Raw genomic sequence first — 26,775 nt, 5'->3', positions numbered from 1 at the left:
GGCGGTTTCGATTCATGCTGAAATCCCTTCCTGCGCGCGCCGATCTGAGCTCTTACCTTCCCGGCTTCGCGGTGGCGGTGCTGGTGGCGGTGACGGCGCAGTTCCTGTCGGACCACTATGGTGCGCCGGCAATGCTGCTGGCGCTTCTGCTGGGCCTGTCGCTGAACTTCCTGGCCGAGGACGGCACCCGGACCGAGCCCGGCATCGCCTTCACCGCTCGCACCGTGCTGCGGCTGGGTGTGGCGCTGCTGGGGGCGCGGATCAGCGTCGACATGCTGGCTGACCTGGGCGGCCCGGCGATTCTGCTGGTGATCCTCGGCGTCGTGTTCACCATCCTGTTCGCCCTGCTGGCCAGCCGTTTCGTCGGACGGGCCTGGCGCTTTGCGCTGCTGACCGGCGGCTCCGTGGCGATCTGCGGGGCCTCGGCGGCGATGGCAATTGCCTCGGTGCTGCCCAAACACGAAAAATCCGAGCGCGACCTCGTCTTCACCGTGCTGTCGGTGACGGTGCTGTCGACGGTGGCGATGGTGGTCTATCCGATGCTGTCGCAGCTCTTCGGCTTCTCGGCGCGGGATTCGGGCGTGTTCCTGGGCGGCACCATCCATGACGTGGCGCAGGTCGTCGGGGCGGGGTTCTCGGTCGGCATCGAGACCGGCGAGACGGCGACGCTGGTCAAGCTGATCCGGGTCTCGATGCTGGCCCCGGTGGTGCTGGTCTTCTCGCTGGCGATCCGCGCGAAGGGTCTGGCCGACACCGATGCGGGCGGCTCGTCCCCGCCCTTGCTGCCGGGCTTCGTGGTGGGTTTCCTGATCCTGGCCGCGGTGAACTCGCTGGGGCTGATCCCGGCGACGGTGGCCGATCTGGCCGGGAGCCTGTCCCGCTGGGCGCTGCTGATCTCGATCGCCGCCGTCGGCATCAAGACCTCGCTCAAGAAGATGTTCGAGGTCGGCGGCGGTGCCATTGCGCTCATCGTTGCCGAAACCATCTTCCTCGGCGTCTTCGTCGTCGGGGGCATCCATTTCTTCACAGGCTGAGAAGCGGCAGAGGCTCGCCCGTTCAGGTTTCCAGCATCATGACTCCGTAACGCCGGAGACGCTGTTTCGCACCGAATGACCAAGCAGGATCGGCGCCAAAACGAAGTTTTCGGCGCCGATACGCGATGCTACAGAATTGCAGTTCAGAAATGCCGGCTCAGCAGGATTTTATAGTTTCGGCCAGGCGCCGGGCCGGTCTGATAGGTGGCCGGGGTATAGTCGCGGCCGGTTAAGTTATCCACGCCCAAATTGACCCGTATCCCTTCAAGCGCGCCGCCCGCCGGTGCCCAGATCGCGTAGATGTCATGGACGCCATAGCCGACCCGGCGCGAGCCGTCGGGCTTGTCGCGACCCTTTGACAGAATGCTGCGAGCGCCGATCTTCCAGCTCTCGGAGGCGTGCCAGCTTGTCGACAACACGGCGCGGTCATTGGGCAAGCTGTTGAGGATCTGATCATCCTGATCCACCCCGTCCACCACTGATATGGCAGCACCGAATTGCCAGTCTCCGCGCAGATAGCTCGCCTCGAGTTCTCCGCCCTTCATCGAAAAGCGTCTCGCATAATGACTCCGTCCCGCGAAGGGGCGACTGCCGTCGCTGGAAATGTCTGCAACGGAGCCAAGCAGCGCCAGCCGGGTTTCCTTTTTCGAGTTCCTCGAAGGCTCGGCGAAACTACATCGGCAGCAGAGGATTTGGCAGAAGATTATTATCGGCCAAGAATTTCGGGCTGCTCTTCGCGCAACTTCTCCAGCGTATCGTCGATACGGTCGAGATGCCGCTTGATCGCGATGACAGCTGCGTCGGGGTCACGTTCGCGCAGCGCACGAAGGATGTCGCGATGCTCCGTCATCGCGTTCCAGGCATTATAGGAAAGCGACGTGTAGCGCGCGCGGTCCATATGCCCCTTGTTGTCACGGACAAGTGTCCAGACGAAATCCAACCCTGCATAGGCACAAATATCGTGATGAAACTGTTCATCCAGCTTGTGGAAACCGTCACGATTGCCGCCTTCCAGAGCGGTCTGCTGGCGTGAGATTAACTGATCCAAAGCATCATGCTGCTCGGTATTCAGACACAGGGCAGCCTTCTGAAGGCACGCAGTTTCCAGAGCAAGGCGTATGAAATGGGCCTGACGGATCGCCTCCTCGGAAATCGGCGTGACCGTCGTGGCACGCTGAGGCCGGATCTGTATGAAGCCCTGCCGCGACAACCTGAAAAACGCATCACGCACCGGTTGGCGGGAGACGCCCATCCGGGCCGCAACCTCGGCCTCTGAAAGCTTGGCGCCCGGACGCAGGGTCAGATTAATCACCTGCTCATATAGAACATCATAAACCTGATCGGTCACTGTGCGCGCCTGCATTGAGGCCAGAGAAGGCAATGACGCGGCAATCGAATTTTCAGACTTCGTCATCCCACACCCCTAACTGCCACTTATGATTGACGCAACTGGTTAACTAGCATATTAGACGATTAGATGAGTGGCAAGACGATTCGGGAGGATCATCAATGGCGCTTCTGAATGACGACCGATTGTTTCCGGCGGATATAGCGGGCCGCACATTGGCGCGCGCCCTCTATGACGAAGTACGGGATCTTCCGATCATCAGCCCTCACGGACATACCGACCCTCGCTGGTATGCCGAAGACGCCGCATTCGCCGATCCGGCGCAGCTTATGGTTACCCCCGACCATTATGTGTTCCGCATGCTGGTATCGCAGGGCGTGAAAATGACTGATCTTGGTGTGCCACGCGCCGATGGCGGCTCGACCGAAACCGACGGGCGGAAGATCTGGCGTCTGTTTGCCAGCAATTACCACCTGTTCCGCGGCACGCCTTCGCGGCTCTGGCTGGATCACAGCTTTCAGAACGTATTCGGCATAGACAGGCATTTATCGGCAGAGACCGCTGACTGGTATTACGACCATATCGCCGATTGCCTGAGCAAACCTGAGTTCCGCCCCCGCGCCCTGTTCGAGCGCTTCAATATCGAGGCGATTTCCACGACCGAACCGGCAACGGACGATCTTCGCTGGCACCGGATGATACGTGACTCCGACTGGGACGGGCGCGTCATCACCGCATATCGTCCGGATGGCGTCATTGACCCTGAAATGGCCGGTTTCGCGGAAAATATTGCCCTGATGGGCGAACAGACCGGTTTCGACACCACAAAATGGGCAGGCTATCTTGATGCGCATCGCGCCCGCCGCGCTTATTTCAAGGAGTTCGGTGCAACCTCCTCCGATCACGGTCACAGCAGCGCCCGCACAGAGAATCTGCCGCAGGCCGACGCAGAGGCGCTGTTCGATAAGGCCCTGAAAGGCGCTTGCACAGAAGAAGAGGCCGACGCGTTCCGAGGCCACATGCTGACCGAAATGGCCCGAATGAGCCTTGATGACGGGTTGGTCCTTCAGATTCATCCGGGATCGCGCCGAAACCATAATATCGGCGTTCTGGCGCGTCATGGCCGTGACAAGGGCTTCGATATTCCGGGGCGGACAGATTATGTCGCCGCGCTTTCGCCCCTGCTGAACGCCGTCGGAATGGAGCCCGACCTGACGGTCATCTTGTTCACACTTGATGAAACATCTTATTCCCGCGAGCTTGCACCGCTGGCGGGTGCCTGGCCTTGTCTGCGGCTTGGCCCGGCATGGTGGTTCCATGACAGCGCCGAAGGCATGCGCCGTTTCCGTGAAATGACCACTGAAACGGCCGGCTTCTATAACACCGTCGGCTTCAACGACGATACACGTGCATTCTGTTCTATTCCCGCGCGGCATGACGTCGCCCGGCGTGTAGACTGCGCCTATCTGGCAACATTGGTTGTCACAGGTCGTCTGGCCGAAAATGAGGCGCATGAACTGGCCCATGAGCTGACCTACGGGCTGGCGAAGCGGGCCTATAAACTCTGAGCTTCTGACAGGGAGGAAAATATGAAGCTTCTCAACACCACACTCGCAGGGCTGATGGTCTCTGCCGCGATGGTCTCTGCTGCGGCGGCGCAAGAATGCGAAACCACGCTGCGGTCATCCGACACGCATCCCGAAGGCTACCCAACCGTCGAGGCGGTGAAAGCGATGGCCGAAGAGGTCAAGGAAAAGACCGACGGGCGCATCTGCATCGAAGTGTTCCCCTCGTCGCAGCTTGGTGAGGAAAAGGACACGATCGAGCAGACCCAGTTCGGGGTGATTGACATGGTCCGTGCGACGCTCGGCACCTTCAACGACATCGTACCGGAAACGCAGCTCTTCTCGCTGCCCTATCTGTTCCGCGATCAGCAGCATATGTATAACGTCGTTGACGGTCCGATCGGCGACGAGCTGGCCGACGCCATTGCCGAACACGACCTGATCACGCTGGCTTATTATGACGCCGGTTCGCGCAGCTTCTACAACTCGCAGAAGCCGATCGAGTCGATTGACGATCTGGAAGGCATGAAGTTCCGTGTCATGCAGAACGATGTTTTCGTCGACATGATGGATGCGCTTGGCGCCAACGCGACTCCGATGCCCTATGGCGAGGTCTATTCGGCGATCCAGACCGGCGTCATCGACGGGGCCGAGAACAACTATCCCAGCTATGACAGCTCGGGGCATTCCGAGGTTGCCAAGTATTTCACGCTTGATCAGCACCTGATGGTCCCCGAAATCGTAGCCATGTCGAAATCGACCTGGGATGGCCTGTCAGCCGAGGATCAGGAGATCATTCGCGCCGCAGCCGAGAACTCGGAAACCGTCGAGCGTGAATTATGGGCCGAGCAGGAGGCGGCGTCGAAAGAGGCTGTCATTGCAGGTGGTTCGGAGATCGTCGAGAGCATCGACAAGACCCCGTTCATCGAAGCCATGGCGCCGGTCTATGAGAAATATGCGACCACGCCCGAGGCGAAGGAGCTGATCGAGCGGATCCAGGCCACCGAATAGCGACAAGAAACCGGCCGCCCGCCTCGGCGCGGGCGGCCATTCCTGTTCGGGAGGTCAGGATATGCGCGGCATCATGCTGAAAATGGCCGATATCACCGGCTGGATCGCGCGAGTGGGATTGTGGGTCGCCGGGATCGGGCTTGTTCTGATGACGGCCTTCGTCTTTGCGCAGGTCTTCTATCGCTACATCATCGGTTTCAGCCTGTTCTGGGCAGAGCCGGCCAGCGTGATGCTGATGGGCTGGTTCATTTTTCTGGGCGCGGCGGTCGGCGTGAAGGAGGGCTATCATTTGTCCTTCGATGTGGGGCTGATGGTGATGCCGGAAAGCTGGCGTCCGTGGTTTCACAGCTTCTCGGATCTGGTGGTCACGGCATTCGGCTTCGGGATGAGCTTTTTCGGCTGGCAGCTTGCGGCGAAGGCGGCAAGCGGGGTGATCCCAGGGCTCAACATATCGCGGATCTGGGATTTCGCGCCCCTGATCGGCGGGGGCGTCCTGCTGGTGCTGTTCTCCGTCGAGCGCATCCTGCGCCGTGCAGCCGGTCTGAAAACCTCGCGTTTCGGGGACATGGACGACGCCGCCGATGGCGAGGTGGACGGCCATGCGGAAGGTCCCGCGGCACAGGATATCCTGGAAGACACGACACGCGGCGGAGGGCGCTGAGATGGAATACTGGATCCTTTTCGGAAGCTTTGTCGGCCTGCTGCTGATCGGCACGCCGGTGGCCTTTTGCCTCGGTGCCTCCAGCTTTTTCACCGTACTTTATCTGGGTCTGCCGCCCGTCGTGGTGTTCCAGCGGCTGAACTCCGGCATTTCCGTCTTTGCGCTGATGGCGATTCCCTTCTTCATCTATTCCGGCGACCTGATGGTTCGCGGCGATATCGCGCGCAGGCTGGTGGCCCTGGCAGGATCGCTTGTCGGGCATATGCGCGGCGGCCTGGGACAGGTAAACATCATGGCATCGCTGATGTTTGGCGGGGTTTCCGGTTCTGCCGCCGCCGATGCCAGTGCCGTGGGCGGTCTGATGGTGCCGCAGATGAAAGAGCGCGGCTATGATGTCGATTATGCCGTGAACATTACCGTCACCAGCTCGATCATCGCGCTGCTGCTGCCGCCGAGCCACAACATGATCATCTATTCCATTGCTGCGGGCGGGCGTCTGTCCATCGCGGATCTGTTCACCGCCGGGATCGTGCCGGGCCTTCTGCTGGCAGTGCTGCTGATGACCGCGGCCTGGTATGTCGCGCGCAAGAATGGCTACCCCACCGAGCCGTTCCCCGGATTCCGCATGATGGGACAGCTTTTCGTCTCGGCCGTGCCTGGGCTGATCCTGATCGCCATCATCTTCGGCGGCGTGCGTTCGGGCGTCTTCACCGCCTCGGAATCCTCGAACATCGCCGTGGTCTATGCGCTGCTTGTCACCGCAGTCGTGTATCGCAGCCTGCCTTGGGCCGAGTTCGTCGAGGCCACCAAGGCCGCCGTGCGCACCACCTCGATGGTCCTTCTGGTCATCGGCTGCGCGGCCTGTTTCGGTTGGCTCCTCGCCTATCTTCGCGTGCCGGCTCAACTGGTCGAGTTCCTGCAGAATATCTCTGACAGCCCGCTTGTGATTCTGTTGCTGATGAACGTCATGTTGCTGGTGCTCGGCACCTTCATGGACATGTCGCCGCTGATCGTTATCACCACGCCGATCTTCCTGCCCGTGGCGCAGGCTTTCGGTGTCGACCCGGTGCATTTCGGCGTCATCCTCGTGCTCAATCTGGGCATAGGTTTGTGTACGCCCCCTGTCGGCGCGGTGCTGTTCGTGGGCTGTGCCGTCGGGCGGATCAGTATCTGGCAGGCCATGCGCACAATCTGGCCCTTCTATGGCGCCGCGTTCGTCGCGCTGCTGCTGGTGACCTATGTCCCGGCGCTGTCGCTGTGGCTGCCCTCACTCTTCCGGTAAGGAGACCGATATGAGCGAACCCGTCCGAACCGTTCTGGCGCAAGAGCCCGAGCTGATGGTTGTCAGCTTCGCCTTCGAGAAGGGCGACGAAGGCGCCCTGCACAGCCATCCGCATGTGCAGTCCACCTATGTCAAATCAGGTCGCTTCAGCTTCACCCAGGACGGACGCAGCTTCGAAGTCGGCACGGGGGATGCCTTCGTCATTCCCTCCGGCGCCGAGCATGGCTGTGTCTGTTTGCAAGCGGGAGAGTTGATCGACAACTTCACCCCGCGTCGCGACGATTTTCTGTAACAGGAGTTTTCATGACCCATGTCGAAACCCGCCACGCCATCCATCCCGACCATGCCAAGGCGATGGACACCGAAACATTGCGTCGTCACTTTCTTGGAGAGGGACTGTTCGCGGATGGCGAGATCCGGCTGATTTATACCCATTACGACCGCTTTACCCTTGGGGGTGCGGTGCCAGCAGGCAAGACGCTGACGCTGGACAAGATCGACGAAACCAGGACCGAGACATTTCTTGAACGGCGCGAGATGGGCATCGTCAACATTGGCGACACCGGCACGGTCGAGGCCGCCGGCCAGTCATGGGATATGAAGAAAGGCGACGTGCTGTATCTGGGCATGGGATCGGGCGCGGTGACGTTTTCCGGACATGGAAGATTCTATATTACCTCGGCACCCGCGCATCGCGCGCTGCCCTGCCGCCTGGTTACGGTCGAAGAGGCGAAAGAGGTCAAGCTCGGGGCGGTCGAAACCAGCAACAAGCGGACCATCCGGCAGTTCATTCACCCTCTGGTCATGGAAAGCTGCCAGCTCGTGCTTGGCTATACCACGCTTGAGGACGGATCCGTCTGGAACACCATTCCCAGCCACCACCACGACCGCCGGATGGAGGCCTATCTTTATCACGGGATGGACCCTGAATCGCGCGTGCTCCACCTGATGGGCGAACCGCAGGAGACGCGGCATCTGTTCGTGGCGAATGAGCAGGCGGTGATCTCGCCCACATGGTCGATCCATTCCGGAGCCGGGATCGGCAGCTATACGTTCATCTGGGCCATGGCCGGGGATAATGTCGATTACACGGACATGGATTTCGTACAACCGGAGGATATGCGGTGAACCCATTTTCGCTCGAGGGTCAAACGGCGCTTGTGACGGGTGCGAATACCGGCATCGGTCAGGCCATCGCAGTCGCCATGGCACAGGCCGGCGCCGAAGTTATCGCGGCCGGTCGTCGCGATTGCGACGAGACGCTGGCCATGATGGGCCGCAAGGGGCGTGGGATGCGGCTCGACTTCGCGGACCCGATGGCCGCGAAGGACGTCTTCTCCGCTGAGCCTATCGACATTTTGGTTAACAATGCCGGGACCATCCGCCGCGACGATATTGAGGAGTTCTCGGAGGCCGATTGGGACGAGGTGATGGACGTCAACCTCAAGGCGCTGTTCTTCACCTGTCAGGCGTTTGCACGGGCGGCCCTGCCCCGAGGCTCGGGAAAGATCGTCAATATCGCCTCGCTGCTGTCATTTCAGGGTGGAATCCGCGTGCCATCCTATACCGCCAGCAAACATGGTGTGGCGGGGCTGACCAAGCTGATGGCGAATGAATGGGCTGCGCGCGGCTTGAACGTCAACGCCATTGCGCCCGGCTACATCGAAACCAACAATACCGAGGCGCTGCGCCGCGATCCCGAACGCTCGCAAGCGATCCTCGACCGGATCCCGGCGGGTCGCTGGGGCAAGGCCGAAGATATCGGACAAACCGCCGTTTTCCTTGCTGCACCAGCGTCTGAATATGTTAACGGCGCGGTGCTGAATGTGGATGGAGGCTGGCTTGCCCGATAGATTGTACCGCGCAAGGCTCCGTTGCAGACATCTCCAGCGACGGCAGTCGTCCCTTCGCGGGACGGAGTCATGATGCGAGACGCTTTTCGATGAAGCCCATGGCTTCGGTCATAAGACGCCACCCGACACCGAAGGCGCGTTCGATCATACGTTTCTCGCCGATGGGATCGCGGGTCAGATTGGCCTTGTTGCGCTAATCGGAGGCCAGGATGATCGGCCCTTTACCCATAGGCTTCAGGCGACGGCTTCGATCTCGGTCCGTCCAAGGGCCGAGTAGCGGTTCATAATAGCGATGCGGGTTTGGATTTCGGCGGTCTGGCGATGAGGGTCTCTTGAAATGATCCGATCACCGAAAAGCTTGAGGCGGTTCGTCTGGGCCTCGACGCGACTTCGGGCATGATAACCACCCGGTTTTCCCAGGTCGATCGCCCTAGACACCGCGTTGCCCGGAAGACCTCATCTCGTGAGGTTGCGGCGGGGCAAATTGGCTTCCAGACTCGCGACCAGACCGACGGTCTGGCGAAGCGGAGGGCCGAACAACACTTTCAGCGACAGGCAGGTCTGAATGGCGCTGTCGGAGAAGTTCTCTGGATGACCACGCTTGCCGCTTTGGTCCGCCTTCCAGGGCATTTCATGATCGAACCAGATGGACAACGTTCCTCACCGCTTCAGGGAAGCGTTTTTATCAGACCAGTTGGATGTGCAGTAGCGGGGGTCGGCAAGCTTTGCCCTACCAACGATCTAACCATCAGGACCCCCAAGCTGAATCCCTCTGGCCGATATTTGCAATAACCCCTAGCGGTCCCGGACCGCGCCGGGCTTCTGCTGTGCCGCGTGGCGACGTGCGGAATTACAAGGCTTGGCGCGCTCCGTGATTTGCGCAAGAACATGCAGAGGCGGCGCGCCGAGCCGGGATCGGCCGGTTTTTCCATGCACGGGAGAGAAATGCATCATGTCCAAACCTGACCTTCTGATGATCGGTCCGCAGAATGACGATGTCACATCGGCACTTGAGGAGAGGTTCAAGATCCACAGATACTGGGAAGCAGAGGACAAGCAGGCCCTGTTGAAAGATCTGTCCGACAAGGTTCGGCATATCGCGACCGGCGGAAGTCATGGCGCCTCCAGAGAGATCATCGAGGCGCTGCCCAAGCTCGAACTGATCTCTTCTTTCGGTGTCGGCTATGACGCGGTCGATGTGACAGCCGCGCGTGAAGCGGGTGTCCGGGTCACTAATACGCCGGATGTTCTGAATGACTGCGTTGCCGAGGTGACGTTGGGGCTGATGATCTCGCTGGCCCATCGTATACCTCAGGCTGATCGCTATCTGCGGGATGGCAAATGGGAAAGCGAAGGGTCCTATCCCCTGACCGACGAGCTGACGGGCAAGCGAGCGGGCATTCTCGGGCTGGGTCGCATCGGCAAGGAGATCGCCCGGCGCTTGCAGGCGTTCAAGATGGAAGTCGTTTATCACGGGCGCAATCGCCAGCCCTACGAGCCTTACCCATATTACGACGACCTTGAGACGATGGCCCGCGAGGTGGACTGGCTGATCGTGATCGCGCCGGGGTCCAGGTCAACCGACGGGATTGTCAGCCGGCAGGTCATCGAGGCACTCGGCCCCGAAAGCTATCTCGTCAATATCGCGCGCGGATCGCTCGTGGACGAGGATGCGCTTGTCGAGGCTTTGGTATCGCGCAAGATCAAGGGCGCGGCCCTTGACGTCTTCGCCGCCGAGCCGAAGGTTCCCGCGAGGCTGATTCCGCTGGATAACGTCGTGATGCTGCCACACACGGGCAGCGCGACGCACAAGACACGCAAGATGATGGGCGATCTCGTGGTGAAGAACCTGCTGGCGCATCTCGATGGCAATCCGCTGATCTCACCGGTGGTCTGAGATCGCGGCAGGCGCCTTCTGGCGGCGATCCAACTGGTCCGCAAAACCCGGTTCCGCTTTACGCATCAAGGCAGGCGGCGCGCACCGCACGCCGATCGGTCTTGTCCGTCGCGCCGCGAGGGAGCGGAGCATTCTGCATCCAGAATCGTTCGGGGATCTTGAATGCGGCAAGGCGGGATTCCAGAAACTTGGTCAGCTCTGCCTCGGTGACGGATGCACGCAGCTGAAGCGCTGCCCCTGCGACCTCACCGAGCCGGTTGTCCGGCACCGAAAACACACAGGCTTCGATCACCGCCGGATGGGCGTGCAGAGCCTCTTCGACCTCGGCGCAGGATATATTCTCACCGCCACGGATCACGATATTCTTCTTGCGATCATGGATGGTGACAAAGCCGTCACTGTCCACCGAGCCGATGTCCCCCGTCGAAAGCCAGCCGTCACGCAACACCTCTGCGGTGGCGTCCGGCCGCCCGAGATAGCCGCGCATCACCGCGACGCTTCTGACCTGAAGTTCGCCCGGCTCGCCGACCGCGCATTCTTTGCCGCTTTCATCCATGACGCGCAGTCTCTGGATCGGGGGATAAAGCCGGCCGGCAGCGTCGGGTCGGGCGGTGTAGTCGTCACCGATCATGCCGATGCCCAAGGCGGTGGTCTCTGTCATGCCCCAACCGGTCGCGACAGTGCCGGCGGGAAAGGCGCGGGCCAACCCGGCGACATGCGCGGCGGGCCGTTTGGCGCCGCCTGATCCCATATAGCGCAGCGAGGGCAGCTCGATCCCGGCGGCCTCCACCGCAGCAGTCAGATCTGCGGTCTGGGTGGGCACGCCGATAAAGCGTGTCACCTCTTCGTCGCGGATGATCTTGATCGCCTCCTGCGCGTCCCATTTGTGCATGATGGTGATCTTCGCGCCCACGGGAATGCCAAGCATGTAAAGCGGATATAGCGCGGTGACGTGAAAGAACGGGGTGACCACCAGATAGGACGGAGGCATCGGGGCCGGTTGAGGCTCATCGGGTCCGGCCATCAGCGGCTTGAGATGGGGCTGCATCATCCAGCTCCAGACCGCGTTAACCACGCCACGGTGTGTCTGGATCACCCCTTTCGGCGCACCTGTGCTCCCAGAGGAGTACATGATTGCAAATTCGTCATCCGGCGCAATCTGAGCCTCAGGCATAGGGGCGTCGATATGGGTCGCGACGAGTGCCGACCAGTTATGCGCACCCTGTTCCTCGGCGTCCCTGATCCCGACCAGCTTCAGATCCAGACGGTCACGGAGCGGCATCAACCGTTCCAGACGCGGCCCGTCGGCGATTGCGACGCGGGCGTTGCAGTCGGTCATGCCGAATTCCAGCTCTTGCGATGTCCACCAACCGTTCATCAGGACCGGTACGGCTCCGACGACAGAGATCGCATGCAGCGCGATCACCATCTCGGGATAGTTTCGCGTGACGATTGCCACGCGATCGCCCGCGCGGACGCCAAGCTGATCACGCAGCGCCGTTCCTGCGGCGGCAACTTGCCCGAGAAAGCTGTTGAAACTCAGGCGCTCATCCCGATACACCAGATGGGTCTTGGATCCACCGCCATAGGCGGCCCGTGCGCCGAGCAGCATTTCGGGGACAGTCTGCGGGGCGTTTGCAAAGATCGGGTAGCGTTCCCCGCGAATTTCGATTTCCTTGAGCAAAAACGTGGGATTCGTTGTCGTCACATATGCGACTGCCTCTTCGAACCCAAGCGAATGTGGTTCGATATTCCGAGGGTGTTCCGGGACCGTGTCACGGGTCATCTTGTCCTCCCTGGGCATGGGCGGATTTTCACTGATCGCGAAAACCGTGGCGTACCGCACAACGAAACCCAATTCCGCAGCAATGAGCAACCCTAAACTGCGCATCGCAGCAGATGACAGCCACGCCCCGAGAAACTGCACGAGATTCGCCGCCGCGAGTATGCGTATGTCGCCTTGGTGCAGGCCAACGCGAGGTGCCGGCTGGTTTGCGGGGTTGTGCATCATCTCCTCCTCGCGCACACGCAGAGTACGGCGATCAGCAGCTTTGCGTTGGGTGACAGGGGGAAAGGCCCGCAATGCTCTCTCCCGGTGCAGTTTCCGGGTTTCCCGTAGATAAAGCGTCAAAGCCTGCTCAAGCCCAAGGCTGCCATCTGTCAATAGCCACGACAGTGTAGGGATCCCGTCCACAAAACACAGGCGCTTGCGAATGCGGCAATGCTATGGAAGGAAGCCTATGTGAAGGATGCCGCCAGTCACCCCAAGCCATGCGGAGTTCGTCCGCGCCAGGTCCGCTAGATGGAGCTGGCGCGTCAGTCCCGCTATGTGCCGCCCCGCGATGCGGCTGTTCTGCTTCTTGTGCGACACGGCGAATCCATGCCGGCCATCCGGGATCAGAGTTTTCAACTCCGGGACGGGCAGGGCGATCCGGAGTTGCACCCGGACGGAAAGGCCCAGGCCCGTCTGGTCTGTGCCCGCCTTTTACGGGAGGGCGTAGACGCCGTGGTCGTCTCGACCTTAACGCGCACGCAACAGACCGCCGCGCCGCTGCTTGAGGCGACCGGGTTGAAGCCGGTGATCGAGGCGGATCTCCGAGAGGTCCATCTCGGCGAATGGGAGGGCGGTGCCTATCGCTTCCACGCGGCTGAAGGGCATCCTGCCATCCGGCGGGCCCGTGACCTCGGAGAGTGGGGCGAAATTCCGGGGGCAGAAACCACGGCAGAACTTCATCGGCGGGTCCGGGCGAGCCTGATCCGAACCGCGCAGGCTCATCCGGACCAGCGGGTTGCCTGCTTCGTTCATGGCGGTGTCATCGGAGCAGCGCTGTCTCTTGCGACCGGGGCCGCACCCTTTGCATTCAATGGCGCTGCGAATGGCTCGATCTCAGAACTGGTCGTGAAGGGCCAGCATATGCAGGTCCGCCGCTTCAACGATTGTGCGCATCTCTAGCCCGCGCACTCTTGTCAGTCATTTTTTGAAATGCAATTCTGCTAAGCGAAACGCAGAAAGGGAGGATCACCATGCGCGACGCCGTCATCGTTTCCACTGCCCGCACGCCGATCGGGAGGGCCTTCCGGGGCGCGTTCAACGACACCCAGGCGCAGACCCTGATTGGACATGCGGTCAAGCACGCGGTCGAGCGCGCAAATGTCGATCCGAACGAAATCAGGGACTGCATCGTCGGCTGCGCCATTCAGCAGGGATCGACAGGCGGCAATATCGGCCGCCAGGCCGTGATCCGCGCGGGCCTGCCGGATACGGTTTCCGGGATGTCCCTGGATCGCCAATGCGCATCTGGCCTGATGGCCATCGCGACGGCGGCCAAGCAGGTCATTCACGACGGGATGGATGTGGTGATCGGGGGAGGGGTGGAAAGCATCTCTCTCGTCCAGAACCAGAATATGCGTCAGGACCGTAGAATGGATCCGTGGATCAGCGAGCATCGTCCGGAGCTCTATATGTCCATGCTGGAGACGGCGGAGATCGTGGCCGACCGCTACGATGTCAGCCGCGAGGATCAGGACGCCTATGCGCTTCGCTCGCAGCAGCGCACTGCTGCGGCTCAGGAGGCGGGCAGGTTCGACGATGAGATCGTCCCGCTGACCACTGTGATGAAGGTTCAGGACCGCGAGACGGGCGAGATTTCCGAGCGAGAGGTAACGCTGGACAAGGACGAGGGCAACCGCCCGGACACGACGCTCGAAAAGCTTCAGAAGCTGGACCCGGTCTTCAAAGACGGCCAGCGGGTAAAGCAAGGGAAGTTTATCACCGCAGGGAACGCTTCCCAGCTTTCGGACGGGGCTTCGGCCAGCGTGGTCATGGAGGCGGGCAAGGCGGAAAAGCTGGGGCTTTCTCCGCTGGGCCGTTATGTCGGCATGATGGTCGGCGGGCTCGGTCCCGAAGAGATGGGTATCGGCCCGATTCACGCGGTTCCCGAACTTCTGCGCGTCCACGGCTTGTCCGTGGAGGATATCGGTCTTTGGGAACTCAATGAGGCATTCGCCAGTCAGGTGCTGCAATCAGCACGGGTTCTGGGCATCCCCGACGATATCCTGAACGTCAATGGCGGTGCGATTTCGGTTGGCCATCCCTATGGGATGTCCGGTGCCAGAATGGTCGGTCATGCCCTGATCGAAGGGAAGCGCAGGGGGGCGCGCCATGTGGTCTGCACGATGTGCGTCGGTGGGGGGATGGGTGCTGCAGGGCTGTTCGAGGTTCTGTGACTCAGAGCTTGCGCAGCGGGACGCTCGCTGCGACGGCAGCGCAGGCCAGGGCCATGAGCGCGATCGCCCCAAAGATCGCAGAGAACGCCGCATCGAAGGTCCCGGGCCGGATTTCCGCCGGCACGTCGCTGCGCGTCATGAGGCCTTCGAACAGCGCCTGCGCGCTGGGATCGCGTGAGAGCACCACGTAGAGTATCGTGCTTGAAAGCGCCGTGCCGCAGGCCGCGCCCATCAGTCGCGACACGTGGATGGTCGAAGAGGCCGAGCCGAGATCACTCGCTGCCGCGGCCAATTGGACCACGATCTGCACCGGACCCAGAACCGTGCCCATGCCGAGCCCTATGAAGAACAGTCCGAAAAGGATCGCGTGCAATGACAGGCCCGGAACCAGAGAAAAACCGGCGAGCACCAGCGACATGCCGGTCATTCCGCAGACCGCCCAGGACAGGACCATGCCGGTCCGCGCGACAAGCTGACCTGTGGCCAGCGAGCTAACCACCAGCCCGACGCTGATCGGAAGCATGGATATCCCGATTTCGGATGAGGAAAGACCATGAACGGTGCGGTAATAGATCGGCAACACGACAAGAAGCGGCACCGAGCAAACCCCATACAGCATGACTGCGAGATTGACCCGGCGGATCGAGCTGTCGGATATGACCGCTGGCGGGATAAGCGGATGCGTGCTGCGCCGTTCCTGGATTATGAAAAGGATCAGCGCCACAGCGGCGGCACCGCCCAGTGTGGCGGCGACCCGAGTATCGCGTGCGCCCGCCTCGGAAATTGCCACGAGTGCACCGACGAAGATCGCCAGCAAGAAGACGCCCGCGATATCGAGTTGAAACGGCGCTCGCGGCAGGTCCCGGTCAGGTAAGCGCCGGGCAAACCACAGAATAGCCAGTCCAAACGGGATGTTCAGCAGAAAGATCGCGCGCCAGTCGGCGAACTCGGTTAGCAGCCCGCTGAGGATTGGTCCTGTCGCATAGGAACCGACCACGAAGGTCGCGATATAGCCCTGATAGCCCGCGCGTTGACGGGGCGGGATACGTTCGGCCAACAGGGCGGAGGCAAGGGCGACCAGACCGCCGGCGCCAATGCCCTGAACCGACCTGAACGCCACCAGAGCCCAGAACTCCGGCGCAAGGATGCAAAGCCCCGATGCCGCGATGAAAAGGCCGGCCGCAGGTCGCAGCATGGGTTTGTGCCCGAAGGCGTCGCCGAGACGCCCGAAGACCGGTGCCGCGACCATCATCGCCACGAGATATGCCGAGATGATCAGGGGCGCGCGGGTCGGCTCTCCGAATTCCGCAGCGAGCGCGGGCAGGGCCGTGGCGACGATGGTGTTGTCCCCGAACGAGACGAACATCGCCAGGGACACCACAGGGAATAATAACCAGAAGCTGCGCCGTCCCTCTGCGAGATCGGCGGCATCCGGTTCGAGCGTGGTCATGTCCCGTCAAGCGCCTGGAGCCCGCCCTCGACGAAAAGCGGGATGCGTTTGCCAACCGCGGCCGCTTTCGCCGGGTTGGAGGCGTTGCCTTCAAGACCTCGCTTCTTCACGCCCTGTATGATCGCGGCCATTCGGAAGAAGGCGAAGCCAAGATAGAAGCCGAAATCGGAAATACCCGGCAGATTCCGGCGCGCGCAGTAGGATCCGATGAAGGCCTCGTCACTGGGTAGCCCGAGCGCCTCACGCTCAAGCCCGGCCAATCCGCGACCCTCGTCACCGGGGGGCATCTGCCACTGCATGATGACAGCGGCGAGATCGGCATAGGGATGCCCGATCGTGGACAGTTCCCAATCCAGCACGGCGCGGCAATCGGTGCCTTCCGCGGCGAAAATCATATTGTCTATGCGGTAGTCTCCGTGAACCAGAGTGCGCTCGCCCTGATCCTCGGGGATACGCTCGCTCAGCATGTCGATCAGCCGGTCCATGCGCGGCATCGGTTCCGTTTCCGAGGCGCGATACTGCTTGGTCCAGCGTCCGATCTGGCGCTCGTAGTAATTGCCGGGTGGGCCATAGTCAGACAGGCCCCGTGCGTCGATGTCGACCTCATGCAAGGCGGCGAGCACGCGGGCCATTTCATCCGTCACGCCGCTGCGAGTGGCGTCGTCTTCTCCCGGAAGGTCGGGGCGCGCGAAATTGCGACCCGGCACCAGATCCATCACATAGAACATCGAGCCGATGACGCTTTCATCCTCGCAAAGAAAATGCATCTTCGCGACCGGAACGTCACTGTCCTCCAGCGCGGACTGGACCCGGAATTCGCGATCCACCGCGTGAGCAGATTTAAGAAGCTGTCCGGGCGGCTTGCGGCGCAGCACGAGGTCTCGACCGGGCAACGAGAGACGATAGGTCGGGTTCGACTGGCCCGTGTCGAACTTGGTGACCTCGACCGGTCCTTCGAAACCCTCGATCCGTTGCGAAAGATACCGGGTGAGGGATTCGATATCCAGTGTAGCAGCGTGGCGCATGTTGGGCTCCTCAGGCAAGGGCGTGAAGCGCGGCGATTATTGGCGCGCTCGGATGCGGCAGGCAATTGTCATCCTTCGCGCGGAAGGACGTCTGCCCATGGCGGGTGATGCAGCGTTCAGCCATTTTTCCCATATTCCGCACAGCAGAATTACATTCCATTTTCTCATTGACAAGCCGGTCGGCGCGCGATGTGCTACGGTCAACTGCAGAGAGGTAGCCGTCATGCGAGCAATGCTGAGCCATTCGCCCGGTGGACCGGAGACGCTGGAGCTTGCGGATCTTCCGGACCCCGCCCCAGGGCCCGGTCAGGTCTGCATCAAGGTTGCTGCGGCGGGTGTCAACTTTCCGGACACGCTGATCATCAGGGATCTCTATCAGGTCAAGCCGGAGCGCCCGTTTGCTCCCGGCGGTGAAATCGCTGGAACGATTTCGGCGGTGGGCGAGGGGGTGTCGCTTGAACCGGGCACGCGGGTTGTCGCACTGACCGGATTTGGAGGCTTCGCAGAGGCTGTAATTGTGGATGCGTCACGGGTCCTGCCGATCCCCGACGCGATGCCTTTCGACGAGGCCGCCTGTTTCGTTTTTACCTACGGGACCTCTCATCATGCGCTGAAGGATCGGGCAAGGCTGGCTGCTGGCGAGACGCTTCTGATACTCGGTGCTTCCGGTGGGGTAGGCGCTGCGGCGATCGAATTGGGCAAGGCCGCAGGCGCAAGGGTGATCGCTGCGGTATCATCGGCCGAAAAGGCCGCGTTCTGCCGCGAGATCGGGGCCGATGAGACGATCATCTACGGTCGTGAGATGGATCGTGAGGGTCAGAAGGCTTTTTCGAACCGCGTGAAGGAACTGACGGATGGCGAGGGCGCCGATGTGGTCTATGACGCCGTTGGGGGCGACTATACAGAGCCAGCCTTGCGCGCGACCGCATGGAACGGCAGGTTTCTTGTTGTCGGCTTTCCGGCGGGCATCCCGAAGCTGCCGATGAACCTGCCGCTTCTCAAGGGTTGCGAGATCGTCGGTGTTTTCTGGGGCGCCCATACCCGCCGCGAACCAGAGAAACATGCTGAAAATATGGCCGACCTGTTTCGATTGCATGGCGAAGGAAAGCTGCGGCCCCGTATCCATGCGCGTTACCCGATAGAGCGGGCCGGGGACGCGATTGCAGCACTGTCTGAGCGGGGGGTGATGGGCAAGGTGCTTGTCACCATGCAGTCGTGAGCGCCTCGGCAAATGCGCTTCAGCAACTTCACGCCCAGATCGGCAAAGATCTGGGCAGCTCGGACTGGGTGCTCGTCGATCAGGCAATGATTGATCGCTTCGCAGAGGTTTCCGGCGATCATCAATGGATACATCTGGACGCCGCGCGGGCGAAAGAGACGCGCTTTGGCGGTACCATCGCACACGGTTTCCTGACGCTTTCGCTGGCCTCTCGCTTTGTCCAGGATGCGCTGACTCCACTGAAAGACGTGCTGATGTCGGTGAATTACGGCTTCGACAGGCTGAGATTTCTGTCGCCCGTGCCCGCGGGTTCGCGCGTTAGGGGGCGCTTTGTTCTCGAAGGTATTCAACGTCGCGATGCAACATCGCTTCTACGGACCCTTGGCCTGACGATCGAGCTTGAAGGCTCTGACAAGCCCGCGCTCGCTGGGAGCTGGCTGGGTCTCGCGATCTTTGCAGATTGAATCAAAGGGAGATGCAGGATGTTTTGCAGAGTGCTAACGGATCGCGCGCCGGCTGTCATTGCGCCCGACAGAAAAATCGAGATCTGCGGGCCGCTTGCCTTCTCCGGGTGACACCGGCGGAGAATTAGTTTCGCATGGTTACGCTGACGTCCTGTGCTCGGATCACACTCGACACCGAGCCGCTGTATTGAAAGCCCGGACCGCACAGAGAAGCAAAGGAGCAAATGATAATGGCCAACGCAGACGCCGCCGCCGTCGTCACCACCGAGCGCCATGACGATGTCGCGCTGATCCGTATCGACAATCCCCCTGTGAACGCTGCCGGCATCGCCTTGCGCGAGGGGCTGGTCAAGGCCGTCAGGGAACTGACGGCGGATGGCGAACTCAAGGCTATCGGCCTTTATTGCGCCGGGCGCACCTTTGTCGCCGGGGCCGATATTCGCGAATTCGGGAAACCTCCGAAGAAACCCTCGTTGCCCGAGGTTTGCACTGTTCTTGAGGATTCTACAGTGCCGATCGTGGCGGTTACCCACGGCACGGCGCTTGGCGGCGGGCTGGAAATCGCGCTGTCCTGTCAGGCACGCGTCGGGATCAAAGGCTCCAAGATCGGTCTGCCCGAGGTGAAGCTTGGTCTGCTGCCCGGCGCAGGCGGAACCATTCGTCTTCCGCGTGTCACCGATACGGAAACGGCGCTCGGACTCATCACCAGCGGCAACCCCATCGCTGCCGAGGAGGCACTCCGGGCGGGCATTCTGGACCGCGTCGAAGAGGGAGAGCCGGCCGAGGTCGCGCTTGCAATGGCCAGGGCCCTGCGGGACGGCGAATTGAAGCCGCGCAGAACGCGTGACCTTGATCCCTCGATTGACGAGACCGTGTTGAAAGACGCGCGCGCAAAGTTCGAGAAGCTGGGTTCCAAGGGCAAGGTGCCCATGCGCGCTCTGCTCGCCATGTCGCACGCAGGGGACAATTTCGAGGACGCGCTTGCCAGCGAGCGAGAGCTCTTCATGGAAGCGATGAAAAGCGATGAACATGCCGGCCTCAAGCATGCGTTCTTTGCAGAACGCGCCGTCTCGAATATTCCCGAAGCCAGGGAAACGCCTCGCGACATCGACTCGGTTGGCGTCATCGGCGGCGGGACCATGGGTTCGGGGATTTCGACGGCGATGCTGTTGTCGGGACTGCCGGTCACGCTGGTCGAGACCGCAGAAGACCGTGCCGACGCGGCGCGCCAGACCATCGAGAAAAATCTCGATGGGGCGGTGAAGCGCGGGAAGCTGCAAGCGGAGAAGCTGGATTCGGTCAAGGGAAAGCTCACCGTCACCACTGATATGCAGCTGCTGAAGGACGTTGATCTGGTCATCGAGGCTGTCTTCGAAAGCATGGAGGTCAAGCATGATGTGTTCGGCCAGCTCGACAAGATCTGCAAACCCGGTGCGGTGCTGGCTTCGAATACCTCCTATCTCAATATCGACCGCATTGCCGAGATCACCTCGCGGCCGGAGGATGTGATCGGGCTGCATTTCTTTAGCCCGGCGCATGTCATGCGTCTTCTCGAGGTGGTCGTGGCGGACAAAACCGCGCCGGACGTGGTTGCCACCGGGTTCGCTCTGGCCAAGCGCCTCAAGAAAGTGGCCGTGCGGGCGGAGGTTTGCGACGGGTTCATCGGCAATCGGATTCTGTCGCATTATGCGAAATCCACCGGCTACATGATGCTGGACGGTGCCTCGCCGCAGCAGATTGACGCGGCCCTTGAAAACTGGGGGGCCGCGATGGGTCCGTTCTCGGTGGGTGATCTGGCCGGGCTCGATATCGGCATGGCCGAACGTAAACGCCGCGCGCCGACGCGTCCCGCAGAGGAGCGTTATGTCGAGGTGGCTGATCGTATCACCGCCGAGGGTGATTACGGCCGCAAGACCGGCAAGGGCTGGTATGTCTATGAGGACGGCAAAAAGACCGGGCCGAACCCCGATCTTGAGACATATCTGTCCGAAGAGCGGGAGGCAAAAGGCATAACCCCACGCGAGTTCTCGGATGAGGAAATCGTGGAGCGTTACATCACCGCGATGATCTCGGAAGCGACCCGCGTCGTAGAGGAAGGTATCGCGCTGCGCCCCATCGACGTCGATGCCGTGTTTCTTTTCGGCTATGGCTTCCCTCGCCACAGGGGCGGCCCGCTGCACACCGCTGATCAGATCGGCGCCAAGACCCTTGTGGACAGGATCGAACGCTACGCCGAGGAAGATCCCCATTACTGGCAGGTGCCCGACCTGCTGCGCCGAATGGCCGCAGAAGGCACGAGCTTTGCCGAGATGAATGAGAAAGGCTGATCCATGGACTTGACCTTCACCCCTGAGGAGGAAGCGTTTCGCCACGAGGTCCGCAGCTTCTTTCGTGAGAACCTGCCGGACGATCTTCGCGAGAAGGTTCGCGGCAACAGGCCGCTTGCCAAGGAAGATTACGAGCGCTGGCAGGCGATCCTGCATGAGAAGGGCTGGCTCGCGGCGTCCTGGCCCGAGAGATATGGCGGTCCCGGATGGACCGCCACCGAGCGCCATATCGTTGCCGAGGAAATGGCGCTGGCCTATGCGCCGAGGCTGGTCGCCTTCGGTCTGAATATGCTGGGGCCGGTCTTGATCAAGTTCGGGAGCGAAGAGCAGAAGAAGACGATCCTGCCGCGCATCCTGGATGGAAGTGACTGGTGGTGCCAAGGTTATTCCGAACCGGGCGCCGGGTCGGATCTTGCCAACCTCAAGACGACCGCCACTCGCGACGGCGACGACTATATCATCAACGGACAGAAGACCTGGACCACCCTGGGTCAGCATGCCGACAAGATCTTCTGTCTTGTGCGCACCGACCCGGAAGCGGCGAAGCCCCAGGAAGGAATCAGCTTCATCCTCGTCGATCTGGAGACGCCGGGCATCGAAATGAGGCCGATCCGCACGATCGACGGCGGCTATGAGGTGAACGAGGTGTTCTTCACCGATGTACGCGTGCCGGCGGCCAATCTGGTTGGCGAGGAAAATGCGGGCTGGACCATTGCGAAATACCTGCTGACGCACGAGCGCACCAATATTGCCGGTGTCGGCTTCGCGGCGCGCGACCTTTCCGCATTGAAGGAACTGGCCGCGCGTTCGTTCCGCAACGGCAAGCCGCTGTCAGAGGACCCTCTCTTCATGGCCGAGCTGATGAGGACGGAGATCGATCTGGAAGCGATGCGCATCACCAATCTGCGCGTCCTCGCAGAAAGCGAAAGCGGCGCCGCTGGCGGGCCGGAAAGCTCGATGCTCAAGATCAAGGGGACGGTGATCCTTCAGAAGCTGAACAGCCTGACGCGCCAGGCGCTCGGGGCGGCGGCCGCACCGTTTCCGGCAGACGCCCTTCCTCCGAACCTGCTGACTGTGGCACCGGAAAACGCCTCCGCCGCCGCGACCTATTTCAACAATCGGAAGCTGTCTATCTTCGGTGGATCGAACGAGATCCAGCGGAACATCATCGCCAAGGATCTTTTCGGAAAGTAAGCTCATGGATTTCACACCCACCGAAGACCGCAGGATGCTGTCGGACACGCTGCGCCGATTTCTGACCGATTCCTATCCTTTCGAAACCCGCAACAAGCTCGCATACGATCCGCCGTATCATTCGCCAGAAAAATACACCGAGTTGGCCGAGCTCGGGGTGATTGGCGCTTTCGTGAAAGAGGATGCCGGAGGGTTCGGCGGCGAGGGGTTCGATATCACGACGGTATTCGAGGAAATCGGCCGCGCCCTCTGCCCCGAGCCTCTGTTGGGCACGCTGATGTCGGTTCGTGCCCTCGCTGATCTGGGAAAAACCGACATGGTCGAGAAGATCATCGCCGGCGAGATCCGGCCGGCATTCGCAGTGTTCGAGCCAGAGGCGGGCGAGCGGTTGGACGACATCCGGACCGAAGCGTCAGGCAAAAAACTGACGGGGCGCAAATCTGTCGTCTACGGTGCGGAAGGTGGCGACCTTATTCTCGTCGCCGCACGGCTTTCGGGGAATATCGCTCTCTACGCTGTCCGTGACGCCGAAATCTCCGGCTATGCCATGATGGATGGTGCCGGTGCGGGCGAGGTGCTGCTCGACAATACCGAAGCGGAATTGCTTTCGGAAGATTGCCGCGAGGTGATCGAGGCGGCGCTTGATGCGGGCCGTCTTGCGCTTTGCGCCGAGGCTGTCGGTGCGATGGATGTGCAGCAGGCCATGACCATCGATTATATGAAGCAGCGAAAGCAGTTCGGGCGCCCCATCGCCGCGTTTCAGGCGCTTCAGCATCGCATCGTCGACATGGCAATCGAGATCGAGCAGGCGCGCTCGATCACCATTCTCGCGGCATCGCATCTTGGCGGCGAGCATCGGTCGCGTTTTGTTGCCATGGCCAAGAATCTCGTCGGACGGGCCGCCGAGCTGATCTCGGAAGAATCGGTTCAGCTTCATGGCGGGATCGGAATGACGTGGGAATATCCGGGTGCGCATTATGCCAAACGGCTTGTCATGATCGATCACCAGCTTGGCAGCGCCGAGTCTCATCTGCTGCGACTGATGGAGGCTGCCTGAGAAGGGAGCGACCGGGAGACGCGTCTCAAGCAAAGGAAAAAAGAGAGGCCGGGATCAGATCGTCCCGGCCTTTTGTCGTTTCACCTTTCAGACGCGCTCAGCCGTAAAAATATTCCGGTATCCAGAGCGCGATGCCAGGGAAGATGATGATCAGCAGCACACCGAGGATCGTCACAAGCACATAGGGAACGACGCTGGCATAGATATCGCCCATGGTCACATCCGCCGGAGCCACACCTTTCAGATAGAACAGGTTAAAGCCGAAGGGCGGCGTCATATAGCCGACCTCCATCATGATGATGAAGAGAATGCCGAACCAGATTGCGTCGAAACCCGCCGACTCGACGATGGGCAGGAAGACCGGCAGGGTAATCAGCATGATGCCAACCGGGTCCAGCACCATTCCGAACAGAAACAGGATGAACAGCATGAACGCCAATGCGCCCCAGTTTCCGCCCGGCAGCCCGGTCATGAGATTCGAGATCAGGCTCGATGCACCGAGCGCGGTATAGGCCGTCGAGAATGCGTGAGCGGCAAACAGGATCCAGATGACGAGCGCGGTGAGGCGGAGCGTGGCAATCGCTGCCTGGTGGATGACCTGCCACGACAGCTGCCTGTTAACGCCGGTCGCGACAAGCGCGCCGAAGACCCCGATCGCGGCGGCCTCTGTCGGCGTTGCGAAGCCGCCGAAGATGGCACCGAGAACGATGGTCACGATGAGGATCGGCAGGATGACAGCCCGAAGCGAACGCAGCTTGTCCATCAGGTCGCCACGCTCTTCCTTTGGGAGCGCAGGGCCGAGTTCGGGCTGGATCAGGCAGCGCACGCCGATATAGACCGACACAAGGGCGAACAGCAGCAGCCCGGGCCCGATCCCCGCCGCAAAGAGGCGGCCGACGGAGACCTCGGTGAGCAGCGCGTAAAGCACCATCAGGATCGACGGCGGTATCAGGATGCCCCAGCCGCCGCCCGCATTGATCGCGCCGAGCGCCAGTTTCTTGTCATAGCCGCGCTCTAGCATTTTCGGCAGGGCGATCGTGCCCATCGTCACGACGGCAGCGCCGGAGATGCCAGACATTGCGGCGAAGATCACACAGATCAGCACGGTGCCGATGGCCAGCCCGCCGCGCAATCCGCCGAGCCATTTATGCATCATGTCATAGAGGTCGTCCGCGACTCCTGATTTTTCCAGCAGAATGGCCATGAAGACGAAAAGGGGGATCGCCATGAGTGTTGCGTTCTGCATCGTCTCCCACATTTTCGACGCAATGAGGTAGAAGCCCAACGGCCCCATCTCGAAGAACAGGAAGATGACCGAAACACCCCCGAGAACGAAGGCGAGCGGCGCGCCGAGCATCACGAAGACGAGCAGAGAGCCGAAGAAGAGAAAGGTAAGGAGTTCAACGCTCATTGGGCAGGCTCCGCGCGCTTTTCTGCTTCGGTATCGGAGGGTGTCGCGGGCACGCCAAACACGTCTTCCGGAACCGGAAGCCCGCGCAGCACGCGTATATCGGACCAGAGCCGCACGATGGCCTGCAACAGGAGTAGGATCGCCGCGACCGGGATGAGTGCCTTCGTCGGCCAGAGCGGCGCTTTCCAGACGGAGTTGGAGCGTTCCAGATCGGCAATAGACTCCGCCGCGATCTCCCAGCCCTGCCAGAGAAGGATGCCAACGAACAGCAGCAGTAGAGGGGAGGTGACGATATCCACGAGCGCTTTGCGTTTTCGGGACAGGCGGCCGTAAAGAATGTCGACATTCACATGCCCTCGCTCGGCCAGCAGATACCCGCCGCCGAGGATGGCATATGCGCCGAAGATCAGCGTGGCCAGTTCAGCCGTCCAGATCGCGGGCGCGCCGAAAAGATAACGAAGCACGACATCCGCAAACAGAAACGCGAAGATTATCAGAACAGCAAGCGAGACCCACCGCCCGATGAACCGGTTGGTCTGGGTGACGGCGCGGGCAATTGACAACATGAGGTCGCTCCGGACGCGAGAGGCGCGCGCGGAAAAGGCCCGCGCCCGCGGCTTTCAATCAGCTCGTGTAACCCAGATCGGTCATGAGGGTGCGATAGATGTCCGCTGCGGACGCCGCATTCTCGCCCTTCTGCCCCTCGGTTTCCAGAATGCTTGCCGATGCCTCCTCCAGAAGGCCAAGAACATCTTCGGGAAGCTCGACGATCTCGATGTTGTTCTGCTCGATTCCTTCGCGAAGGGCGATGGCCTCCTGATGCTGGTACTCAGCCGTGCGCAGGAAGAACCGGTTTTCGACCACGTCGAGAAGCGCGGTGCGCAGTTCATCGGGAAGCTCGCCGAGCGCATCCATATTGATGATCCAGGCATCGGTCGTCTGCGCCAGAACCGGCTTGTAATGGTATTTGCAGACTTCCCACAGCGACATGGACTGCGCACCGATTGCCGCGCCCCAGTGCGCGCCGTCAACCACACCCGAACTGATCGCCTGATACAGCTCGGAGCCCGGCACGTATTGCGGCGCGGCCCCGGCGGCGGCGAGATAGTCGAGCATGGTGCCGGACGAGCGGATCTTCAGACCCTCGAAATCGCCCGCATTCTCGATCTTCTTCGACAGCGTCATCTCGGTGGGCAGGACCTTTTCGGCACGGATGGTCACGCCTTCGCTTTCGAGGTCTTTATTGACGAGGTCTTCGATGCCGAGATTCTTGGTGGCGTGCTCCATTTCCCAAGCCTGGCGCAGCGTGCCGGGAATCCCGTAAAGGAAGGACGCGGCTGCGGCATTGTCCTCGATATAGGAGGGGCTGATCGAGCCCATCGGCACGACGCCGCGGCGCACCACATTGAAGATGTCGGGACCCTTGGCGAACTCACCTGCGCCGAGAAGTTCAAGCTTAAAGGCGCCCTCCGTGCGCTCTTCCAGCGCGGTGGCGAGCGCGCCGAGGCTGCCGTCAAAGGAACCCGATGCTTTCGGCCAGTGCGACTGCACGCGCCAGGTGACTTGTGCCTGCGCGCTTGCGCGGCCAACCATGGCAGGCGCGGCGAAGGCTGCGACAGCGCCGCCGCGGATCATGGTGCGCCGGTTGATACCCTTTGTATTGCTGGTCATGTCTTCCTCCCTGGATGCGCGGCGAGCGGCAGCGCGATGACAGAATGCTGCCGTTCTCCCGACCCTTATTCAAGAGGAC

24 protein-coding genes and 1 pseudogene are annotated in these 26,775 nt (G+C 61.2%); 16 read left to right on the top strand and 9 right to left on the bottom strand.

Annotated elements, in window-relative coordinates; all coding sequences use genetic code 11:
• The first annotated feature begins 14 nt into the window (after window positions 1-14).
• The gene (locus PAF18_RS11865; RefSeq protein WP_271115924.1) at window positions 15-1,034 is read left to right on the top strand and encodes a YeiH family protein; all 1,020 of its coding nucleotides are present in this window, start codon (window positions 15-17) and stop codon (window positions 1,032-1,034) included.
• Between the two features lie 143 nt (window positions 1,035-1,177).
• Here the strand turns inward: PAF18_RS11865 and PAF18_RS11860 are convergent, their stop codons facing one another.
• A complete protein-coding gene (locus PAF18_RS11860) occupies window positions 1,178-1,579 on the bottom strand; it encodes a TonB-dependent receptor (protein ID WP_271115923.1) in 402 nt (133 codons plus the stop codon).
• A 161-nt stretch (window positions 1,580-1,740) separates the two neighbouring features.
• On the bottom strand, window positions 1,741-2,382 hold the full coding sequence (locus PAF18_RS11855) for a GntR family transcriptional regulator (protein ID WP_271115922.1): 642 nt from the start codon (window positions 2,380-2,382) through the stop codon (window positions 1,741-1,743).
• A gap of 161 nt (window positions 2,383-2,543) precedes the next feature.
• Between PAF18_RS11855 and uxaC the strand changes: the two genes are divergently transcribed.
• The 7 genes from uxaC (at window position 2,544) to kduD (ending at window position 8,754) form a co-directional block, all read left to right on the top strand.
• On the top strand, window positions 2,544-3,950 hold the full coding sequence (gene uxaC, locus PAF18_RS11850) for a glucuronate isomerase (RefSeq protein ID WP_271115921.1): 1,407 nt from the start codon (window positions 2,544-2,546) through the stop codon (window positions 3,948-3,950).
• 21 nt (window positions 3,951-3,971) lie between these two features.
• Window positions 3,972-4,958 carry a TRAP transporter substrate-binding protein gene (locus PAF18_RS11845; RefSeq protein WP_271115920.1) on the top strand — a complete coding sequence of 329 codons (987 nt, stop codon included), beginning with the start codon at window positions 3,972-3,974 and terminating at the stop codon, window positions 4,956-4,958.
• A 61-nt stretch (window positions 4,959-5,019) separates the two neighbouring features.
• Window positions 5,020-5,619, top strand: coding sequence for a TRAP transporter small permease (locus PAF18_RS11840; RefSeq protein WP_271115919.1), 600 nt, complete (start codon window positions 5,020-5,022; stop codon window positions 5,617-5,619).
• A 1-nt stretch (window position 5,620) separates the two neighbouring features.
• Window positions 5,621-6,901 carry a TRAP transporter large permease gene (locus PAF18_RS11835; RefSeq protein WP_271115918.1) on the top strand — a complete coding sequence of 427 codons (1,281 nt, stop codon included), beginning with the start codon at window positions 5,621-5,623 and terminating at the stop codon, window positions 6,899-6,901.
• 10 nt (window positions 6,902-6,911) lie between these two features.
• Entirely contained in the window at window positions 6,912-7,193 is a 282-nt protein-coding gene (locus PAF18_RS11830; protein WP_271115917.1) for a cupin domain-containing protein, read from the top strand.
• A gap of 11 nt (window positions 7,194-7,204) precedes the next feature.
• Window positions 7,205-8,029 carry a 5-dehydro-4-deoxy-D-glucuronate isomerase gene (gene kduI / locus PAF18_RS11825; RefSeq protein ID WP_271115916.1) on the top strand — a complete coding sequence of 275 codons (825 nt, stop codon included), beginning with the start codon at window positions 7,205-7,207 and terminating at the stop codon, window positions 8,027-8,029.
• Window positions 8,026-8,754, top strand: a complete 729-nt coding sequence (gene kduD / locus PAF18_RS11820) for a 2-dehydro-3-deoxy-D-gluconate 5-dehydrogenase KduD (protein WP_271115915.1) — start codon at window positions 8,026-8,028, stop codon at window positions 8,752-8,754. Before kduI ends, kduD begins: the two co-directional genes overlap by 4 nt.
• Window positions 8,755-8,988: 234 nt before the next feature.
• Here kduD and PAF18_RS11815 read toward each other — a convergent pair.
• Window positions 8,989-9,495: pseudogene (locus PAF18_RS11815) on the bottom strand (transposase).
• Window positions 9,496-9,706: 211 nt separating this feature from the next.
• On the opposite strand from PAF18_RS11815, the gene PAF18_RS11810 reads away from it, so the two are divergent.
• The gene (locus PAF18_RS11810; RefSeq protein ID WP_271115914.1) at window positions 9,707-10,651 is read left to right on the top strand and encodes a 2-hydroxyacid dehydrogenase; all 945 of its coding nucleotides are present in this window, start codon (window positions 9,707-9,709) and stop codon (window positions 10,649-10,651) included.
• Window positions 10,652-10,709: 58 nt separating this feature from the next.
• Here PAF18_RS11810 and PAF18_RS11805 read toward each other — a convergent pair whose 3' ends face one another.
• Window positions 10,710-12,437 carry a class I adenylate-forming enzyme family protein gene (locus PAF18_RS11805; RefSeq protein WP_271115913.1) on the bottom strand — a complete coding sequence of 576 codons (1,728 nt, stop codon included), beginning with the start codon at window positions 12,435-12,437 and terminating at the stop codon, window positions 10,710-10,712.
• Window positions 12,438-12,953: 516 nt separating this feature from the next.
• Between PAF18_RS11805 and PAF18_RS11800 the strand changes: the two genes are divergently transcribed.
• On the top strand, window positions 12,954-13,604 hold the full coding sequence (locus tag PAF18_RS11800; RefSeq protein WP_271115912.1) for a histidine phosphatase family protein: 651 nt from the start codon (window positions 12,954-12,956) through the stop codon (window positions 13,602-13,604).
• Window positions 13,605-13,675: 71 nt separating this feature from the next.
• Window positions 13,676-14,878, top strand: a complete 1,203-nt coding sequence (locus PAF18_RS11795) for an acetyl-CoA C-acyltransferase (RefSeq protein WP_271115911.1) — start codon at window positions 13,676-13,678, stop codon at window positions 14,876-14,878.
• Between the two features lies 1 nt (window position 14,879).
• Here the strand turns inward: PAF18_RS11795 and PAF18_RS11790 are convergent, their stop codons facing one another.
• Window positions 14,880-16,328, bottom strand: coding sequence for an MFS transporter (locus tag PAF18_RS11790; RefSeq protein WP_271115910.1), 1,449 nt, complete (start codon window positions 16,326-16,328; stop codon window positions 14,880-14,882).
• The gene (locus PAF18_RS11785) at window positions 16,325-17,353 is read right to left on the bottom strand and encodes a phosphotransferase family protein (RefSeq protein WP_271115909.1); all 1,029 of its coding nucleotides are present in this window, start codon (window positions 17,351-17,353) and stop codon (window positions 16,325-16,327) included. Before PAF18_RS11785 ends, PAF18_RS11790 begins: the two co-directional genes overlap by 4 nt.
• A 223-nt stretch (window positions 17,354-17,576) precedes the next feature.
• On the opposite strand from PAF18_RS11785, the gene PAF18_RS11780 reads away from it, so the two are divergent.
• The 5 genes from PAF18_RS11780 to PAF18_RS11760 all read left to right on the top strand — a co-directional run bounded on the left by PAF18_RS11780 (window position 17,577) and on the right by PAF18_RS11760 (window position 23,614).
• Window positions 17,577-18,572, top strand: coding sequence for an NADPH:quinone oxidoreductase family protein (locus PAF18_RS11780; protein ID WP_271118123.1), 996 nt, complete (start codon window positions 17,577-17,579; stop codon window positions 18,570-18,572).
• Window positions 18,569-19,036 carry a MaoC family dehydratase gene (locus PAF18_RS11775; RefSeq protein ID WP_271115908.1) on the top strand — a complete coding sequence of 156 codons (468 nt, stop codon included), beginning with the start codon at window positions 18,569-18,571 and terminating at the stop codon, window positions 19,034-19,036. The genes PAF18_RS11780 and PAF18_RS11775 overlap by 4 nt, the downstream gene beginning before the upstream one ends.
• A gap of 230 nt (window positions 19,037-19,266) precedes the next feature.
• Window positions 19,267-21,363 (top strand): 3-hydroxyacyl-CoA dehydrogenase NAD-binding domain-containing protein, encoded by a 2,097-nt coding sequence (locus tag PAF18_RS11770; protein WP_271115907.1) that lies wholly within the window; start codon window positions 19,267-19,269, stop codon window positions 21,361-21,363.
• Between the two features lie 3 nt (window positions 21,364-21,366).
• On the top strand, window positions 21,367-22,557 hold the full coding sequence (locus PAF18_RS11765; RefSeq protein ID WP_271115906.1) for an acyl-CoA dehydrogenase family protein: 1,191 nt from the start codon (window positions 21,367-21,369) through the stop codon (window positions 22,555-22,557).
• Window positions 22,558-22,561: 4 nt separating this feature from the next.
• On the top strand, window positions 22,562-23,614 hold the full coding sequence (locus PAF18_RS11760) for an acyl-CoA dehydrogenase family protein (RefSeq protein ID WP_271115905.1): 1,053 nt from the start codon (window positions 22,562-22,564) through the stop codon (window positions 23,612-23,614).
• Between the two features lie 97 nt (window positions 23,615-23,711).
• On the opposite strand, the gene PAF18_RS11755 is transcribed toward PAF18_RS11760, so the two are convergent.
• From PAF18_RS11755 to dctP, 3 genes are read right to left on the bottom strand one after another with little or no spacing between them, the layout of a single operon-like run.
• Window positions 23,712-25,025: a TRAP transporter large permease gene (locus PAF18_RS11755; RefSeq protein WP_271115904.1), complete on the bottom strand. Its 1,314-nt coding sequence runs from the start codon at window positions 25,023-25,025 to the stop codon at window positions 23,712-23,714.
• Complete coding sequence (locus tag PAF18_RS11750; RefSeq protein ID WP_271115903.1) at window positions 25,022-25,591, bottom strand: TRAP transporter small permease subunit; 570 nt, start codon at window positions 25,589-25,591, stop codon at window positions 25,022-25,024. The genes PAF18_RS11755 and PAF18_RS11750 overlap by 4 nt, the downstream gene beginning before the upstream one ends.
• A gap of 58 nt (window positions 25,592-25,649) precedes the next feature.
• A complete protein-coding gene (dctP, locus tag PAF18_RS11745; protein WP_271115902.1) occupies window positions 25,650-26,696 on the bottom strand; it encodes a TRAP transporter substrate-binding protein DctP in 1,047 nt (348 codons plus the stop codon).
• Window positions 26,697-26,775 lie beyond the last annotated feature (79 nt).

This window comes from Paracoccus sediminicola (genome assembly GCF_027912835.1).
Classification (GTDB): Bacteria; Pseudomonadota; Alphaproteobacteria; order Rhodobacterales; family Rhodobacteraceae; genus Paracoccus; species Paracoccus sediminicola.
The sequence above is the reverse complement of the archived record's forward strand: the minus strand, read 5'-3'. Positions and strand labels throughout refer to the sequence as shown.

Excerpts from the sequence above, each read along its gene's own strand:
- PAF18_RS11865 (WP_271115924.1), top strand. The coding sequence starts at position 15 with ATGCTGAAATCCCTTCCTGCGCGCGCCGATCTGAGCTCTTACCTTCCC.
- PAF18_RS11860 (WP_271115923.1), bottom strand. The coding sequence starts at position 1,579 with ATGAAGGGCGGAGAACTCGAGGCGAGCTATCTGCGCGGAGACTGGCAA.
- uxaC (WP_271115921.1), top strand. The coding sequence starts at position 2,544 with ATGGCGCTTCTGAATGACGACCGATTGTTTCCGGCGGATATAGCGGGC.
- PAF18_RS11845 (WP_271115920.1), top strand. The coding sequence starts at position 3,972 with ATGAAGCTTCTCAACACCACACTCGCAGGGCTGATGGTCTCTGCCGCG.
- PAF18_RS11840 (WP_271115919.1), top strand. The coding sequence starts at position 5,020 with ATGCGCGGCATCATGCTGAAAATGGCCGATATCACCGGCTGGATCGCG.
- PAF18_RS11835 (WP_271115918.1), top strand. The coding sequence starts at position 5,621 with ATGGAATACTGGATCCTTTTCGGAAGCTTTGTCGGCCTGCTGCTGATC.
- PAF18_RS11830 (WP_271115917.1), top strand. The coding sequence starts at position 6,912 with ATGAGCGAACCCGTCCGAACCGTTCTGGCGCAAGAGCCCGAGCTGATG.
- kduI (WP_271115916.1), top strand. The coding sequence starts at position 7,205 with ATGACCCATGTCGAAACCCGCCACGCCATCCATCCCGACCATGCCAAG.
- PAF18_RS11810 (WP_271115914.1), top strand. The coding sequence starts at position 9,707 with ATGTCCAAACCTGACCTTCTGATGATCGGTCCGCAGAATGACGATGTC.
- PAF18_RS11805 (WP_271115913.1), bottom strand. The coding sequence starts at position 12,437 with ATGACCCGTGACACGGTCCCGGAACACCCTCGGAATATCGAACCACAT.
- PAF18_RS11800 (WP_271115912.1), top strand. The coding sequence starts at position 12,954 with ATGGAGCTGGCGCGTCAGTCCCGCTATGTGCCGCCCCGCGATGCGGCT.
- PAF18_RS11795 (WP_271115911.1), top strand. The coding sequence starts at position 13,676 with ATGCGCGACGCCGTCATCGTTTCCACTGCCCGCACGCCGATCGGGAGG.
- PAF18_RS11790 (WP_271115910.1), bottom strand. The coding sequence starts at position 16,328 with ATGACCACGCTCGAACCGGATGCCGCCGATCTCGCAGAGGGACGGCGC.
- PAF18_RS11785 (WP_271115909.1), bottom strand. The coding sequence starts at position 17,353 with ATGCGCCACGCTGCTACACTGGATATCGAATCCCTCACCCGGTATCTT.
- PAF18_RS11780 (WP_271118123.1), top strand. The coding sequence starts at position 17,577 with ATGCGAGCAATGCTGAGCCATTCGCCCGGTGGACCGGAGACGCTGGAG.
- PAF18_RS11770 (WP_271115907.1), top strand. The coding sequence starts at position 19,267 with ATGGCCAACGCAGACGCCGCCGCCGTCGTCACCACCGAGCGCCATGAC.
- PAF18_RS11765 (WP_271115906.1), top strand. The coding sequence starts at position 21,367 with ATGGACTTGACCTTCACCCCTGAGGAGGAAGCGTTTCGCCACGAGGTC.
- PAF18_RS11760 (WP_271115905.1), top strand. The coding sequence starts at position 22,562 with ATGGATTTCACACCCACCGAAGACCGCAGGATGCTGTCGGACACGCTG.
- PAF18_RS11755 (WP_271115904.1), bottom strand. The coding sequence starts at position 25,025 with ATGAGCGTTGAACTCCTTACCTTTCTCTTCTTCGGCTCTCTGCTCGTC.
- PAF18_RS11750 (WP_271115903.1), bottom strand. The coding sequence starts at position 25,591 with ATGTTGTCAATTGCCCGCGCCGTCACCCAGACCAACCGGTTCATCGGG.
- dctP (WP_271115902.1), bottom strand. The coding sequence starts at position 26,696 with ATGACCAGCAATACAAAGGGTATCAACCGGCGCACCATGATCCGCGGC.